The sequence below is a fragment of the Jeotgalibaca ciconiae genome, from assembly GCF_003955755.1.
GTDB lineage: Bacteria > Bacillota > Bacilli > Lactobacillales > Aerococcaceae > Jeotgalibaca > Jeotgalibaca ciconiae.
The window spans coordinates 1758132-1773893 of record NZ_CP034465.1; the positions used below are offsets into that span (position 1 = coordinate 1758132).

General features: G+C 38.6%; 13 protein-coding genes. 11 read left to right on the forward strand and 2 right to left on the reverse strand.

Features of this window, described 5'->3' with window-relative positions:
- Positions 1–59 precede the first annotated feature (59 nt).
- The 11 genes from EJN90_RS08310 to gatB all read left to right on the forward strand — a co-directional run bounded on the left by EJN90_RS08310 (position 60) and on the right by gatB (position 13637).
- Positions 60–884 carry an SMP-30/gluconolactonase/LRE family protein gene (locus EJN90_RS08310; protein ID WP_126110238.1) on the forward strand — a complete coding sequence of 275 codons (825 nt, stop codon included), beginning with the start codon at positions 60–62 and terminating at the stop codon, positions 882–884.
- Positions 885–999: 115 nt separating this feature from the next.
- The gene (locus EJN90_RS08315) at positions 1000–1536 is read left to right on the forward strand and encodes a hypothetical protein (RefSeq protein WP_126110240.1); all 537 of its coding nucleotides are present in this window, start codon (positions 1000–1002) and stop codon (positions 1534–1536) included.
- A 31-nt stretch (positions 1537–1567) separates the two neighbouring features.
- Positions 1568–2464, forward strand: coding sequence for a M15 family metallopeptidase (locus EJN90_RS08320; protein ID WP_126110242.1), 897 nt, complete (start codon positions 1568–1570; stop codon positions 2462–2464).
- A gap of 318 nt (positions 2465–2782) precedes the next feature.
- Positions 2783–3412, forward strand: a complete 630-nt coding sequence (locus EJN90_RS08325; protein ID WP_126110244.1) for a glycoside hydrolase family 73 protein — start codon at positions 2783–2785, stop codon at positions 3410–3412.
- 41 nt (positions 3413–3453) lie between these two features.
- A complete protein-coding gene (locus EJN90_RS08330; protein ID WP_126110246.1) occupies positions 3454–4563 on the forward strand; it encodes an ATP-grasp domain-containing protein in 1110 nt (369 codons plus the stop codon).
- 270 nt (positions 4564–4833) lie between these two features.
- Complete coding sequence (pcrA, locus tag EJN90_RS08335) at positions 4834–7089, forward strand: DNA helicase PcrA (protein ID WP_407657536.1); 2256 nt, start codon at positions 4834–4836, stop codon at positions 7087–7089.
- An 83-nt stretch (positions 7090–7172) separates the two neighbouring features.
- Positions 7173–9209, forward strand: a complete 2037-nt coding sequence (gene ligA / locus EJN90_RS08340; RefSeq protein WP_126112384.1) for an NAD-dependent DNA ligase LigA — start codon at positions 7173–7175, stop codon at positions 9207–9209.
- On the forward strand, positions 9196–10332 hold the full coding sequence (locus EJN90_RS08345; RefSeq protein WP_164544044.1) for a CamS family sex pheromone protein: 1137 nt from the start codon (positions 9196–9198) through the stop codon (positions 10330–10332). The genes ligA and EJN90_RS08345 overlap by 14 nt, the downstream gene beginning before the upstream one ends.
- Positions 10333–10437: 105 nt before the next feature.
- Complete coding sequence (gatC, locus tag EJN90_RS08350; RefSeq protein WP_126110251.1) at positions 10438–10743, forward strand: Asp-tRNA(Asn)/Glu-tRNA(Gln) amidotransferase subunit GatC; 306 nt, start codon at positions 10438–10440, stop codon at positions 10741–10743.
- Positions 10740–12194, forward strand: a complete 1455-nt coding sequence (gatA, locus tag EJN90_RS08355; RefSeq protein ID WP_126110253.1) for an Asp-tRNA(Asn)/Glu-tRNA(Gln) amidotransferase subunit GatA — start codon at positions 10740–10742, stop codon at positions 12192–12194. The genes gatC and gatA overlap by 4 nt, the downstream gene beginning before the upstream one ends.
- 12 nt (positions 12195–12206) lie before the next feature.
- The gene (gene gatB / locus EJN90_RS08360; protein ID WP_126110255.1) at positions 12207–13637 is read left to right on the forward strand and encodes an Asp-tRNA(Asn)/Glu-tRNA(Gln) amidotransferase subunit GatB; all 1431 of its coding nucleotides are present in this window, start codon (positions 12207–12209) and stop codon (positions 13635–13637) included.
- 383 nt (positions 13638–14020) lie between these two features.
- Here gatB and EJN90_RS08365 read toward each other — a convergent pair whose 3' ends face one another.
- Both EJN90_RS08365 and pgmB read right to left on the reverse strand, forming a co-directional pair.
- Positions 14021–15049, reverse strand: coding sequence for a LacI family DNA-binding transcriptional regulator (locus EJN90_RS08365; protein ID WP_126110257.1), 1029 nt, complete (start codon positions 15047–15049; stop codon positions 14021–14023).
- 42 nt (positions 15050–15091) lie between these two features.
- Positions 15092–15760 carry a beta-phosphoglucomutase gene (gene pgmB / locus EJN90_RS08370; RefSeq protein WP_126110259.1) on the reverse strand — a complete coding sequence of 223 codons (669 nt, stop codon included), beginning with the start codon at positions 15758–15760 and terminating at the stop codon, positions 15092–15094.
- Positions 15761–15762: the final 2 nt, after the last annotated feature.

Here is a 15762-nt window from a genome sequence, read left to right on the forward strand (position 1 = left end):
AAGAGAGGCAAAATGGATATAGTATAAGTAGAACAAGAAACGAGAAAGGATTGAATAATATGTACAATGATTTAAAACCAGAACTCATTTATTATGCTGAGAATACTTTATTAGAAGGGCCGCATTGGGATGACGAGAATAATTTATTGTATTTCGTTTCCATAACAGACAATATGATTTACTGTTTAAATGACGAAACAAAAGAGATACACTCATACCCAACGAGTGGACCGGTTGGCGCAGCAGTCTTAGACAAAAAAGGAAAGATTCTCTCCGCTGAGAAAAGCGGGATTTACTCTATAGACTTAGAAACCAAAGAGAGAACATTTTTAACCCAACCCAGCAAAAACGAAAGACTTCGTTATAATGATGGAAAACTGGATCCTAGAGGGCGTTTTTTAATTGGTACAATGGGATACGAAGAAATAATTGATGGCGCAGCGAGTCTCTTTGTTATTGAAGGAGAAGAGTACAAAGAATTATTAACTGGTTTGACCTTATCAAATGGATTGGATTGGTCAAAAAATGGCCGAACATTTTACCATATCGACACCCCTACTAGAAAAATAAAGCAGTATGATTACGATTTAGATACAGCAGAAGTTTCGAATGAACAAACTGTAATTGAGATAAAAGATGGCGGTGTGCCAGACGGCATGTGCGTAGATGTAGATGGAAAAATTTGGGTAGCGGAGTACGGAGGAAAAAAGGTTTGTAAGTGGAATCCGGCAACAGGAGATAAAATACTAGAAATACCCATGCCGGTTTCAAATATTACCTCTTGTTGTTTAGGCGGGATCAATAAAAATTATCTCTATGTTACCACGGCCAAGGAAGACGGAGAACCGTTGTCCGGTGGTTTATTCAGAGTGGAAATTAGATAATTTTTTTAAAGTTTGGACTTTCCTAATTTTTTTGTAAGAATTATGTGTTTATAGTGTGGCTTACACGTAGTAGGTGTTATAATAGCTGTATCTATAGTTTGAGGAGGCGTTTCGATTGAATCAAGCACTGATAGCTCTTGTTTTACATGCAATTAAAGAACAGTACGTGAGTGAAAAAGCATTTTATACTGGACAATTAGGTATTTCCTCACAAAGTTGGGATCGTTGGAAAAAAGGAGAACACGGTTTAAAACCTGATAATATGCAAATTGTCGCAAAGTTATTTTCTGACTATGAATGGATGCTTGTCCAAAAAGTATCTCGTAATGCAGACATCTTACCGGAAGTTGCTGAAGACCCAGTTCGTGAATATCAATTTTTAAAGTATCAAATTGCAAAAAAATGGTTGACTACTGGAATTGCCAATGTAAAATGGAAAAATGTTGAGGAAACAAATCCTGATCAGCCAATTCGCAAACCATCCGTTACAGCACTAAGATTAGAGACAAGTTATGATTTTTGGAGTTACAAAGATATTATCGACTTACGACTGCCAACTGTTATTCGTCAGCAAATCGAAACTCAAAAAGTTGATTTACTTGAATGGATTGTAGAGAATGATCCAGATAGTATTCACACGCTACATCAATAAAAGGAAACAGAATTAGAAGAGGGAATGAAAAATGGCTGGAAAGCATCGACGTAAAAATCGAAAAAGATATCAAATTTTTACTACATTGTTTGCACTGACAATAGGAATTATCACTTTGCATTCCTGCCAAAATGATAGAGAAAATAACGAAGAACAAGGTTCAGAACCAACGAGCGGAGAATCCAATGCAATTGTGGAAACATTAGAAGAAGAATCTCACTCATCTGGTTCAGAAGAGGAAGTGTCTTCTCTAACGGAAGAAGAACGTTTAAAAAGTAAAATCGTTGAAACACCGGATGTCCAGTTAGCAGATTGGGAATTGATTTTGGTTAATCGAGAAAATCAACTTGCTGAAAATCCTGCCTTCACCCCGTATTACACTGAAAATGGCATCATAATTGATGAAAGGATTGCCGAGGCATATGAAAGTATGATAGCAGATGGAAGAGCTTTAGGGCTTGAATTTATCCTGGTTTCAGGATACCGTTCCATTGAACGTCAGCAAAGCAATTATAATTCTGTTTACCAAACTTATATCAATCAAGGTTTATCTGAGGAAGAAGCAATCAAAAAAACAGAAGAGTATATTGCGTTGCCGAATGCAAGCGAGCATTCTACAGGACTGGCCGTAGACATTACAGAACCTGATTTATATTATCAAGAAGAATCTGGGTTAGTAGAAGAATTCGAGGACACTGCAGAAGGAAAATGGCTCCGAGAAAATGCAGCCAACTACGGATTTATCTTACGTTATCCCAGAGGAAAAGAAGCAATTACTTTTATTGAATACGAATCATGGCATTTTCGATATGTTGGTATCGAGAATGCATTATATATGGATGAACATGACCTCACTTTGGAAGAATATATAGAACTCTTACAAAAAAATGAAGAAATCCAACACCAAATTAATAATCTAACAGAGTAATTTTTCATAGACCAAGGCGGACTTGTTCGCTTTTCTGTGTCTAGCTACCAAGTCCTGACCTAGTGAAAAAAAGATAAATTTGCCCCATTGCGCGCTTCGCTGCTCATTCAGGGTCAAATTTCCTATTTTTTCATAGGTCAAGGCGGACTTGTTCGCTTTTCTGTGTCTAGCTACCAAGTCCTGACCTAGTGAAAAAAAGATAAATTTGCCCCATTGCGCGCTTTGCTGCTCATCGGGGCCAAATTTCCTATTTTTTCATAGACCAAGGCGGACTTGTTCGCTTTTCTTATATAAAGGGTAAAGTTCTAGGAGGAAAAGATGGCCAAAAAGAAATTAAAAAAAAGAACAAAACATAAAATCCAAGCTGTCACAAAAAAAATGGTACAGATTCTTTTTGGAGTGCTGATTTTATACATGGCTGGCCAAGCTTTGACTACAAGCTACCGTTCTACTTTTAACAATCAAGAAAATTCAGAAGCTGAAATAGAAAGTCATGGAAGTTTTATCGAAACAATCGCTCCAATCGCTCAAGCCATGCAGGAAAGATATGGAGTCAGAGCTAGTTTAAGTATTGCTCAAGCGATTTTAGAATCAGATTGGGGAACAAGTGACCTAGCTGCTCAGTATAATAATCTATATGGGGTAAAAGGCGGCGATGGAGCGGACGTTGTTGCACTGGAGACACAAGAATTCTCGGAAGGTGAATGGATTACCATCTTTGCCAATTTTAAAGTATATGAGAGTTATGCAGCATCGATTGAAGATCATGCACTCTTGATGGTGGATGGAACGACTTGGAATAACGAACTTTATCATTCAGTTATTGAAGCACCTACCTATCAAGAAGCTGCTCGAGCGATCCATCAAGCGGGCTACGCAACAGATCCAGATTATCCAGAAAAACTCATTCAAGTGATTGAAGAATACGAATTGTATAAATACGACTAATAGTAATGAATTTCCAACGGTAATTGAGGTGATAAGAGTAAATGACAAAGACAATACTACCAGGACAGACAATTGGAATAATCGGCGGTGGAAACACGGCTCGTCTGCTAATTTTAGAAGCGAAAAGATTAGGATACCTAACAGCTGTATTAACAAACGATAAAAATGATCCTGCAGCAAAAGTAGCCGACTGGGTAATAGAAGGTTCAGCGACTGATTCAAATCGTTTAATGGACTTAGCCCAGAAGTCAGCAGTTTTAATATTTGAATCTGCTTTGATGGAAATGGAAGTTCTAGAATCTATCCAATCCTACATTGAAATTCCTCAATTATCAGATATGCTTTCCGTTACACAAGACCGTCTCATTGAAAAAGTTTTTCTAGAATCATTAAATGTGAATGTGATGCCATATGCAATCATTACGTCATTGGAAGACTTAAAGGAAGCAGTAGGGAGCATAGGGTTTCCCTGTGTATTAAAACCTATACGTGTAGAAGAAGACCAAATACCAAACGCAATTTTATATAGCGATGAGGACTTCTCCAAAGCTAAAAAAATGTTGGAGACGGGGACACTTTTGGTGGAGTCGTGGGTTTCTTTTGATAAAGAACTTTCTATTACATCAGCGATTGACTCAGAAGGAGAAATAACAACTTTTCCAATAGTAGAAAAAGTTGTCTCAGATGGAATCCTCCAGAAAGCAGCTGCGCCAGCCCGAATTGTAGAAGAAGTGAATCATGCACTTCATTCAATGAACCAAGTCATTATGGAAGCAATCCAATTAATTGGTCTTGTTACAATTGAACTATTCATAACCTCTTTAGGAATGATTTATGTAAAGAGGATTGCTGTGAACCCGCAAGAATCGAATGACTATACATTGGATGCATGTAATATTTCTCAATATGAAGCATTTATCCGCGCAATTTGTAACTTACCAATTCCAGAAATAGAACTATTTAAGCCCGTTGCTGTCCACTATATTTATCCTGGAGAGGTAGAAACAGTTCTAGACAATATTATTCTGCATCCTGAATGGAAATTACATTTAGATTCCCAACAAATAAAATCTGAAAATAAATCAGTGGGACATATTACTCTCTTTTCGCCTAATTTAGAGGAATTTGATAGAAAAGGGAAATGGAAATAAAACTTTACAAACATTTTACATTCTTTTAACGGTTAATCAATGAAGGTAAGTTATATTATAAGTATCCCAAACCCTTCAATGGTTTCCCACAATAACCATGAGCAACTCCAGCTAATTTATTAGCTGGGGTTTTTGTGTTTTTGCGGCACAGAGAAAAATGAAAACCTTAAGGAAATTTTAGTCGTTTCATTGCCGATGAAGCTGTAAAATGATAGACTAGAGCATGATGCATACACCGAATAAAGAATAGCTATTATAGAAAGGATGGCCATCGTGCAAGAACCGAAACTATTGAACGGGATGAACCCAAGACAAAAAGAAGCTGTAGTGGCTACAGAAGGTCCATTGTTGATTATGGCAGGAGCTGGTAGTGGAAAAACACGTGTCCTGACTCATCGAATGGCTTATTTACTTCAAGAAAAATGGGTAAATCCTTGGAACATTCTCGCCATCACTTTTACAAATAAAGCCGCGAATGAAATGAAAGAACGGGTGATTCGACTCGTAGGACCAGCTGGAAATGACATGTGGGTATCCACTTTCCATTCCATGTGTGTACGAATCTTACGTCGTGAAGCAGAGAAAATTGGCTATAGCAAAAATTTCACCATTTGTGATCAAAGTGAAACGGAAACTTTAATGAAACGAATTGTAAAAGATAAAAATCTCGATTCGAAAAAATTTGAACCACGGGCAATTTTAGGGAAAATATCCAATGCAAAAAATGAATTGTTGACACCAAAAGAATATGCAGATATGACAGGGAGCTATTTTGATAATATCGTTGCAGAATGTTATCAAGCGTATCAGCGAGCTTTGGAAAACGCACAATCAATGGACTTCGATGATCTCATCATGATAACTGTGCGTCTTTTTGAGAAAAATCCAGAGACACTGGCATACTATCAAAACAAGTTCCAATATATTCATGTAGATGAGTACCAAGATACGAACTACGCACAATATCGTTTAGTAAATATGCTTGCTCAAAAGCTGCAAAATATCTGTGTGGTAGGGGACGCCGATCAAAGTATTTATGGCTGGCGTGGTGCTGACATGAGTAATATTCTAAACTTTGAAAAAGACTATCCAAAAGCAAAAGTGGTACTACTTGAACAAAATTACCGTTCAACAAAAAATATTCTTCAAGCTGCAAATAATGTCATTAAAAATAATGATAATCGTCGCGAAAAAATGCTTTGGACAGATAATGATGATGGCGAAGACATCCATTATTATCGAGCACAATCTGAACATGACGAGGCACGTTTTATTATTTCAACCATGTTGGAGCAAGTAAAAGAAAAAAATCGTAAATATGGGGACTTTGCTGTTTTGTACCGAACAAACGCACAATCACGTGTAATTGAAGATACTTTGTTAAAGTCAAATATTCGCTATAAAATGGTCGGCGGACACAAATTCTATGATCGAAAAGAAATTAAGGACGTCATGGCATATTTACGTCTGATTGCTAATCCAGTAGATGACTTAAGTTTTAATCGAATTATCAATGTGCCAAAACGAGGGATTGGAGCAGCCAGCTTAGAAAAACTGTACTTATTTGCTGATGAATACAATTACTCTTATTTAGAAGCAGCGAAAAATGTACAGCTATCGCCTTTGTCAGGCAAAGCTGCAAAAGAAACAGCGAAATTTGCGCAGATGTTAACGGACTTGCAAAAAATGGCTGAATACGTTTCTGTAACGGAATTAGTAGAAGAGCTCCTAAAACATACCGGTTATATTGACAGGTTAAAAGAAGAAAATACGCTGGAATCAGAAACAAGAATTGATAACATCAATGAATTTTTATCTGTAACCCAAGAGTTTGAGAAAGTACAAGAAGAGAGTGATTTAATCACTTTTCTAACGGATTTGGCATTGGTTTCTGATCTAGACCAAGTAGAGGAGAACCCACAAGAAGAAGTGACGTTAATGACCCTCCATGCTGCAAAAGGTCTTGAATTTCCAGTAGTATTCATTATCGGAGTAGAAGAGGGCATTTTTCCATCTTTCCGTTCGCTTATGGAAGAACAAGAAATGGAAGAAGAACGCCGTTTGGCATACGTAGGAATTACACGCGCAGAAGAGCAGTTGTATTTGACGAATGCCTATAGTCGTATGTTATATGGCCGCACGCAGAATAATCCTCCGTCTCGTTTCATTGAAGAGATAGGCAGCGATGGTGTGCAATATCTGAACCAGTCAACGCCACAATCTTTTGTTTCCTCACAGTCTTCTGGAAATACCTATCGTCAGAGGTGGAAAAATGATCGTTACGAACGAGCATTCAGCGAAGCCCAACCAAAGCCGAAGGATGTGCAGCAGGTAAATCAAACGGGGAACACTGGTGCGGATAAAATGACTTGGAGCGTGGGAGATAAGGCGAGCCATAAGAAGTGGGGAACTGGGGTAGTTGTCCAAACAACTGGAGAGGGCGATGGTCTGCAATTAGACATTGCTTTTAAAGAGATTGGTATTAAAAGACTTCTTGCGTCGTTTGCTCCTATTGAAAAAATATAAAGAATAAATAGATAGATTAGGAGGAAAAAGACAATCCCAATCCTGAATGGCACAAAGAGGACGGATTGTCTTTGCTAATCATAATGAAAAAAATAATATTAGCGGAAGCTGAAGAACGAGCAGCTGAATTACGTGAAGAACTGCAAAGGCACAGTAATGCTTATTATGTTTTAGATAAGCCAACGATTTCGGATTATGAATACGATCAGTTATATCAAGAATTAGTTGATATTGAAACAGATTATCCAGAATTAATCACAAGCGAGTCACCAACCCAGCGAGTCGGTGGGAAAATTCTACCTGGCTTTGAAAAAGTTGAACATGATGTTCCTATGCTTAGTTTAGGAAATGCTTTTAATAAAGAAGATTTATTAAATTTCGATCAACGTATTAAAAGGTTAACGGATGATTCCGTTCAATATATATGTGAGCTGAAAATAGATGGATTAGCCGTATCGCTACGCTATGAAAATGGTGTTTTCCAACGGGGGGCGACGCGTGGTGATGGAGTAGTTGGCGAAGATATTACCCAGAATTTACGCACGGTCAAAGCGATTCCTCTACGTTTAAAACAGCCATATACTTTTGAAGTTCGCGGAGAGTGTTATATGCCGAAGTCCTCTTTTGCAAAATTGAATGAGGAACGAGATGAAAAGGGACAAGAAATCTTTGCCAATCCAAGAAACGCCGCAGCCGGCTCGTTGCGTCAGTTAGATTCGAGTGTTACTGCTAGTAGAAATTTAAATATATTTTTATACGGAGCAGCAAATTTTGATGACTTAGATGTTTCTTCTCAGTCACGGTTGTTAGAAAAATTAGCGGATATAGGTTTGCGAACGAACCCTGAACGCCGCATATTTACTTCGATGGAAGATGTCTGGTCTTTTATCGAGGAAATGACAGAAAAAAGAACCGAACTAACTTATGATATTGACGGCATCGTAATCAAGGTAGATGATTTTTCGACTCAAGAAGAAATAGGTTATACAGTAAAAGCTCCACGTTGGGCAATTGCTTATAAATTTCCCGCTGAAGAAAAAGAAACCATTTTGCGCGATATTGAGTGGACGGTTGGGAGAACTGGAGTTGTAACACCCACAGCGGTCATGGATCCCGTATTTATTGCCGGCTCTACAGTACAGCGAGCAAGTTTGCATAATGTAGATTTATTAGAAGAAAAAGATGTACGAATCGGTGATACCGTAGTGATACACAAAGCAGGTGACATCATTCCAGAAATTCTTCATGTAGTTCTAGAAAAGCGTCACTCTGATAGTCAACCTTATGCGATACCAGAATTTTGTCCAGCCTGTGACAGCAAGTTGGCTCATTTAGAAGAAGAAGTAGCATTACGTTGTTTGAACCCAAAGTGTCCTGCTCAAATGAAAGAGGGATTGTCACACTTTGTTTCCAGAAATGCAATGAACATTACTGGATTAGGGGTACGTGTCGTTAGTCAAATGTATGAAAAAGGATTGGTGAACGATCTCTCTGATTTGTATACTTTAACGATGGATGATCTTTTGAAACTAGATAAAATCAAAGAAAAATCGGCAACCAACATTTTAACGGCTATCGATGCGAGTAGAGAAAACTCGTTGGAACGGTTGGTTTTCGGGCTCGGGATTCGAAATGTAGGTTCTAAAGCAGCGAGAATGCTTGCCGAAGAGTTTGAAACGATTGATCGGTTAATGGATGCAACCAAAGAAGAAATTGAATCGATCGAAGGTTTTGGCGAGATTATTGCGGAGAGTGTTGTTGCATTCTTCTCGTTAGAAGAGGTTCATGAACTAATTGAAGCTTTCCGCAATAACGGGGTCAATTTAACTTACAAAGGTAGAAGAAAAGCAGAAAAGGTTGATACACCATCAATTTGGCAGGGTAAAACAGTGGTATTAACTGGAAAGTTACACCATTATACCCGTCAGGAAGCCACCGAGATGATTCAGAATCTAGGGGGGAAAGTAACCGGTAGTGTATCAAAAAATACAGATTGGTTGGTTGCAGGCGATGAGGCAGGCAGCAAGTTAACAAAAGCACAGTCACTTGGAGTCCCAGTATGGAGCGAAGAAGAAATGCTGAAGCATTTAGAAAGAAGTGAAACAAGTGAAAATCAATAAAAGAAACTGGACAGCTGGATTTGTTGTTGCATCTTTCCTGATTCTATCAGGATGTACGCAATTAGAAGAGCAAGAGTCTCCAACGACTCAAACAACACAAGATACTGTTCCGGTTCAAGCGACCTCCAACCAATTATCAAATGACTATTACCGCGCGCTTATCGTGGACGGAAAATATCAGAGTAGTCAAAACAGGGGAGTTAGTCTAAATTTAAATTCAAGTATAAACATGAAAGACTTTGAATCAGAACTATTAGACATTTCGAAAAATGTCTTTCCAATCGACCAATATTATTTCCAAGAAGGACAAGTGATTGATGCTAGTACTGCATTAGAATGGATTAGTCGAAAATCAGAAGACAATCCGAACGGTCTAAATCCTGAAGGTAATAATGAAACAGATCCAAGTAAACGCGTACCGATATATTTATCGCAGATTTTAGAACAGAACTATATGGTACAAACCGAAACAGGTTTTGAATTAGGCGGAATCGCAATTGGCTTGGCAATGAATGAAACGGATTATTATAGTGTTAAAAACGAAGAAGAGCTTATTAATAATTATGAACAACCATTAGACCGAGCAGATGTGATTGAGCGTGCGAAAGAATATGGGAATGAAATTGTTAGTCGCTTGCGTGCTGTATCTGGCCTAGAAGAAATACCTATTGTGGTAGGGATTTTTGTGCAATCCGAACAAGACAGCCTGGCAGGGGGAGTTTATACACATGAAGGATTATCTACCACTGGCGGAAGAGTGGAAGAATGGAACGAAAGAAATGATCACAAGGTGTTGTTCCCTACGGATGAAGAATCAGAAGATGCTTCTCATTTCGCGAATTTTAAAAATGAAATTCAAGAATTCTTTCCGAATCTAAGTGGAGTAACTGGAATAGGTAATTATCGTAACAGCCAGCTCCTTTCCTTGGAAATCGATATTATGACCCAATTTTACGGTGAAACGGAAATGATTGCTTTCACTCAGCATATAACGGATGCGGCGACACAGTACTTACCGCAAAATGCTCAAATTGAAATAAAGATTGAATCGATTGATGGAATGGAGGCTTTTCTCGCCAAAGAGCAAAGTAGCCAGACATTTACTTTCCATATTTTTGATTAGAGACTAGAAAGCTGAAAGATTAAAGCAGAAGCTTCGTCTTTTTATGCTAAAATATATCAGAGTAGTTAAGAGTATTAATATAGTTAAAAGAAAGAGGGGAAACCAATGGCAATTACTGAAGAAGAAGTACGCCACGTAGCGAGATTATCAAAGTTAGAATTTCAACCAGAAGAAACCTCGCAATTCACAAAAGAATTGAGCGATATTATCGATATGGTAGAACAATTAGAAAAAGTGGATACAACAGATGTTCCTGTAACTACACACGGATATGCTTTAAAAAATATTATGCGCGAAGATGTTGCAGAAGAAGGAACAGATCGCGAACTATTATTTAAAAATGTGAAGACGGCGGAAGACGGCATGATTCAAGTGCCAGCAATTTTAGATGGCGAGGAGGAAGGCGCATGAACATTTTTGACGAAACAATCAGCAATCTGCATGAAGGACTAATCAAAAAAGAATTTTCTTCTGTAGAATTAACAAAAGCGACTTTCAAAAGAATCGCTGAAACAGATAGTAAAGTAGAAGCTTTTCTATCTTTAAACGAAGAAGAAGCATTGAAGCAAGCTGAAGCAGCTGATGCAAAAGGGTATACGGAAGAAAATATCTTGAACGGAATTCCTCTAGGGATTAAAGATAACATTGTTACAGATGGTCTTACCACTACAGCGGCAAGCCGTATCTTAGAAGATTTCGTTCCTATTTATGATGCAACAGTTGTCTCAAAATTAAAAGAAGCAGGGGCAGTAAATGTTGGGAAACTCAACATGGATGAATTTGCTATGGGCGGTTCTTCAGAAACGTCTTACTTCAAGACCACAAAAAATCCTTGGGATCTGACAAAAGTACCTGGAGGGTCATCAGGCGGTTCTGCAGCGGCAGTTGCTTCAGGAGAAATCCTTGGGTCATTGGGAACAGATACAGGCGGCTCAATCCGCCAGCCCGCAGCTTTTAATGGAATTGTTGGTATGAAACCAACCTATGGGCGTGTGTCTCGTTATGGATTAATTGCATTTGCATCCAGTTTGGATCAAATCGGTCCATTTAGCCGTACTGTTAAAGATAATGCTTTGTTATTAGAAGCAATCAGTGGATATGATAAAAAAGATTCCACAAGCGTGAAACTTGAAGTACCGAAATTTAGTGCAAACTTAAACGGAAAGGTTGCCGGAATGAAAGTTGCTTTGCCAAAAGAATACTTCCAAGAAGGTGTTTCAGCAGAAATTCAAGAAGCAGTCCGTAAAGCTGCAAAACAATATGAGGAAATGGGAGCAATTATAGAAGAAGTTACTCTGCCGACCCTTTCTTATGGAATTCCAGCTTACTATATCATTGCTTCATCAGAAGCCTCTTCTAACTTACAACGTTTTGATGGCGTGCGTTATGGTTATCGTTCTGAAAATGCTAATACGTTAGAGGAGCTGTATGTAAACAGCCGTTCCGAAGGGTTTGGACTTGAAGTAAAACGTCGTATTATGTTGGGAACATTCTCTTTGAGTGCTGGCTATTATGATGCTCACTTTAAAAAAGCTGGACAAATTCGTACGTTGATTAAACGTGACTTTGCACGTATCTTTAACGAGTATGATTTCATTTTAGGACCTACAACAACGACAACTGCTTATGGTTTAGGTGAAAAGAGTGATAATCCACTTGAAATGTATATGGCTGACTTGTTGACTGTATCAACGAACTTGGCTGGCCTCCCTGCAATTTCAGTTCCTGGCGGCTTTGCTGCGAATGGGATGCCAATTGGAATTCAATTGATTGGAAACTATTTTGAAGAAGAAAAATTATACCAAGCAGCATATGCTTTTGAACAAGCAAATGACTATCATACAAAATACCCAAATCTGTAGGAGGAAAATGAGATGAATTATGAAACAGTTATCGGACTGGAAGTCCATGTTGAATTAAAAACTGAATCTAAAATGTTCTCCCCATCTCCAGCACATTTTGGGGCAGAACCAAACACAAATACAAATGTGATTGACTGGGGTTACCCTGGTGTTTTACCGGTGATTAACGAACGCGCTATAGAATTCGGTATGAAAGCAGCTCTTGCATTGAATTGTGAAATTAACCGTAACACCTATTTTGACCGTAAAAACTATTTTTATCCCGATAATCCCAAAGCTTATCAAATCTCACAATTAGATACACCAATCGGCTACAATGGTTGGATTGAAATTGAAGTAGAAGGGAAAAAGAAAAAAATCCGCATTGAACGTGTGCATTTAGAAGAAGATGCAGGTAAAAATACCCATGGTTCGGATGGTTACTCATATGTTGATTTGAACCGCCAAGGAACACCATTGATTGAGATTGTCTCTGAAGCAGACATGCGTTCTCCAGAAGAAGCATATGCTTTTTTAGAAGCATTACGTGAAATTGTCATGTATACAGGTGTTTCTGATGTAAAAATGGAAGAAGGTTCTATGCGTTGTGACGCGAATGTTTCCCTTCGCCCATACGGACAGGAAGAATTTGGTACAAAAGCAGAGTTGAAAAATTTGAACTCATTCAGCTTTGTGCGTCGTGGTTTGGCGCATGAAGAAAAACGTCAAGCGAAAGTATTAAATTCTGGTGGAGTTATTCAACAAGAAACACGTCGATTTGACGAAACAACCGGCGAAACAATTCTAATGCGTGTGAAAGAAGGTTCTAGTGACTATCGTTACTTCCCTGAGCCGGATCTTCCTGAATTGGAAATCGCACAAGAGTGGATTGACAAAGTACAATCAGAATTGCCATCCATGCCAAAAGATCGTCGTCGCGTTTACACAGAAGAATATGATTTACCAGAATACGACGCGATGGTGTTAACTTTATCAAAAGAAATGTCTGATTTCTTTGAAGCTACTATTGAAGCAGGAGCAGATCCAAAACAAGCTTCAAACTGGTTGATGGGAGAAGTCTCTGCCTATTTGAATAGCGAAAAGATGGAACTGGAAGAAACAAAACTGACCCCTGAAAATCTTGCTGGAATGATTCAGTTAATTGCAGACGGAACGATCAGTTCGAAAATTGCGAAAAAAGTATTCCGTCTCTTAGCAACAAAAGGCGGAGATGCAAAAGAGGTTGTTGAAAAAGAAGGAATGGTTCAACTTTCTGATCCTGCACAATTATTACCAATCATCAATGGTGTGTTGGATGCCAACCAACAATCAATCGACGACTTTAAAGCTGGTAAAGACCGTGCAAAAGGTTTCTTGGTAGGGCAAATAATGAAACAAACGAAGGGACAAGCAAACCCTGGTATCGTAAACAAATTATTAGCCGAAGAACTAAACAAACGCTAATAACAAAGACTCTATCATTTATGGTGGAAATTCCTGAAAAGAGTTTTTTTTGCAATGGACGAGCATGATCTACCTGCACTAAAAAATATAGAACCTAAAAAAGTCATCCCCAACTTCCATGAAGGAGTTGGGGATGACTTTTTTTATAGACTAGGGGATTATAAGTTCAGCCATCAATGTCTAGCTTCCAAGTCCTGACCTAGTGAAAAAAAGATAAATTTGCCCCATTGCGCGCTTCGCTGCTCGCTAACGCATATCATTCGACTAACCCGCTGAAGCGTGAAGTCTCCTGACAATTCAGGGTCAAATTTCCTATTTTTTCATAGGCCAAGGCGGACTTGTCCGCTTTTCTTATAGGCTTGGGTTATGATAAGTTCTGCTTTCTATGTCTGGTTCCCGTTAATATCTCGAACAGTTTCTCTTTCCACTAGTTCGTGTGGGATGACGATTCGAACGCCAGTTGTCTGTTGATCTTGATTTTTTAGTTGATCAATAAGAGATTGAATACCTCGACGGCCTAACTCTTGAATGGCAACATCGATACTTGTTAAATAAGGATGCATCAAGGTTGCGAAAATAGAGTTGTTAAAACTAATTATAGATAAATCGTCAGGCACCTTATAATTATGCAATTGCGCGAGTTGCAAAACACGTAAAGCAAAAATATCATCAATAACAACGACTGCGGTTGCTTGTGTTTCGGTTAGAATATCCCCAAATCGCATATAATCTTCAGGATTCTGTAATTTAACAGCTGGAAAGGTCTCAAGACCAGCCAACATGAGGGCCTTTTGATAGCCAAAGTAACGTTCAAAATACAAGATTTCTTTAGTTGTGTTGGTAACAAATAAAATCAGTTTGTGGCCATTTTTGATTAGATAATCAGTGGCGTGTTTTCCTAAGAGTTGATTATCATTATCGACATAGGAAATTTTATCTTCTTCGCGATAGGGCTGGCCGATAAGAGTAAAACAAATATGGTTAGCCGTTAAGTAATCAATTATCGGGTCTGATTGATCCGAGTAGAGCAAAACAAAACCGTCCACTTGCCGTTGCAAATGCATCTGTTGCACATTATGCAGCAAGTTCTCAAAATTTCGTGCTGAAGCAATGGCGGTAGCCATGCCGTGCTGGTGAACTTCTTCATTGATTGCTTCAATGATTTCAAGATAGAAGGGATTCCCTAGCCGCTCTTTTGAATCAAGAGGAGGAAGAATAACACCGATTGCGTTAGCAGAGCCTTTACCTAGGTTTTGAGCGGTTTTATTTGGAACATAGCCCATTTCTTCCATAACCTTGCGTACCCTTTTCTTAGTGGCAGGCGAAATGCTGTGGTGGTCATTAATGACCCGAGATACAGTAGAAGTTGCTACACCGGCTCTTTTAGCCACATCTTTAACCGTAATCGACATCTTTTACCTCCTTCATAAGCTTTATCTCATCATACTACTAAATTAAGCTCTTGTCTTCTGCCATTCTTCAATAAGATAAGCGTAAGATAACTTGCTTGTATCTGAAACCAGTGAGATTCCTTCGCCTAAATCCTCTACTGAGCCAACCCCGATTGGAAGGGCACCAGCTGATTGAATCGCGATGATGCCTGCCTGAGCATCTTCGATACCAAGGCAGTTTTCGATTTCAGCATCAATTTTTTCCGCAGCCAGTAAAAATAAGTCAGGAGCAGGTTTGCCTTTTTTAACAGCAGCGGGATCTGCGATTGCGTCGAAATAATCTGTTAATCCCATTCTTTCTAGTAGGAAAGGACCATTTTTGCTTGCTGAAGCAAGAGCGATTTTGATATTATTTTTTTTCAAATCATTTAGTAAAGGGAGGATACCAGGATAAATATCATCTGCTGAAAAAGCTTGTATGGATTCAACGTAAAAATCATTTTTATCCTTTGCGAATGCATGGAATTCATCTTCGCTATAGAGTTCTGTTTGTCCACCATGTTCTAGGATTAAGCGTAAAGAATCTTCACGGCTGACTCCTTTTAGTTTCTCATTAAAAGTACGGTCAATCTCAACATCTAATCTATCCGCTAAAGCTTTCCAGGCTTGATAATGGTATTCAGCTGTATCTGTAATAACACCGTCTAAGTCAAATAAGACCGCTTCAAACATCC

What these genes read in the sequence shown, in the direction of transcription:
- EJN90_RS08365 (WP_126110257.1), bottom strand. Translation starts at nt 15,049, where the DNA reads ATGTCGATTACGGTTAAAGATGTGGCTAAAAGAGCCGGTGTAGCAACT.
- EJN90_RS08320 (WP_126110242.1), top strand. Translation starts at nt 1,568, where the DNA reads ATGGCTGGAAAGCATCGACGTAAAAATCGAAAAAGATATCAAATTTTT.
- EJN90_RS08325 (WP_126110244.1), top strand. Translation starts at nt 2,783, where the DNA reads ATGGCCAAAAAGAAATTAAAAAAAAGAACAAAACATAAAATCCAAGCT.
- ligA (WP_126112384.1), top strand. Translation starts at nt 7,173, where the DNA reads ATGAAAAAAATAATATTAGCGGAAGCTGAAGAACGAGCAGCTGAATTA.
- EJN90_RS08330 (WP_126110246.1), top strand. Translation starts at nt 3,454, where the DNA reads ATGACAAAGACAATACTACCAGGACAGACAATTGGAATAATCGGCGGT.
- gatC (WP_126110251.1), top strand. Translation starts at nt 10,438, where the DNA reads ATGGCAATTACTGAAGAAGAAGTACGCCACGTAGCGAGATTATCAAAG.
- pgmB (WP_126110259.1), bottom strand. Translation starts at nt 15,760, where the DNA reads ATGTTTGAAGCGGTCTTATTTGACTTAGACGGTGTTATTACAGATACA.
- EJN90_RS08310 (WP_126110238.1), top strand. Translation starts at nt 60, where the DNA reads ATGTACAATGATTTAAAACCAGAACTCATTTATTATGCTGAGAATACT.
- gatB (WP_126110255.1), top strand. Translation starts at nt 12,207, where the DNA reads ATGAATTATGAAACAGTTATCGGACTGGAAGTCCATGTTGAATTAAAA.
- gatA (WP_126110253.1), top strand. Translation starts at nt 10,740, where the DNA reads ATGAACATTTTTGACGAAACAATCAGCAATCTGCATGAAGGACTAATC.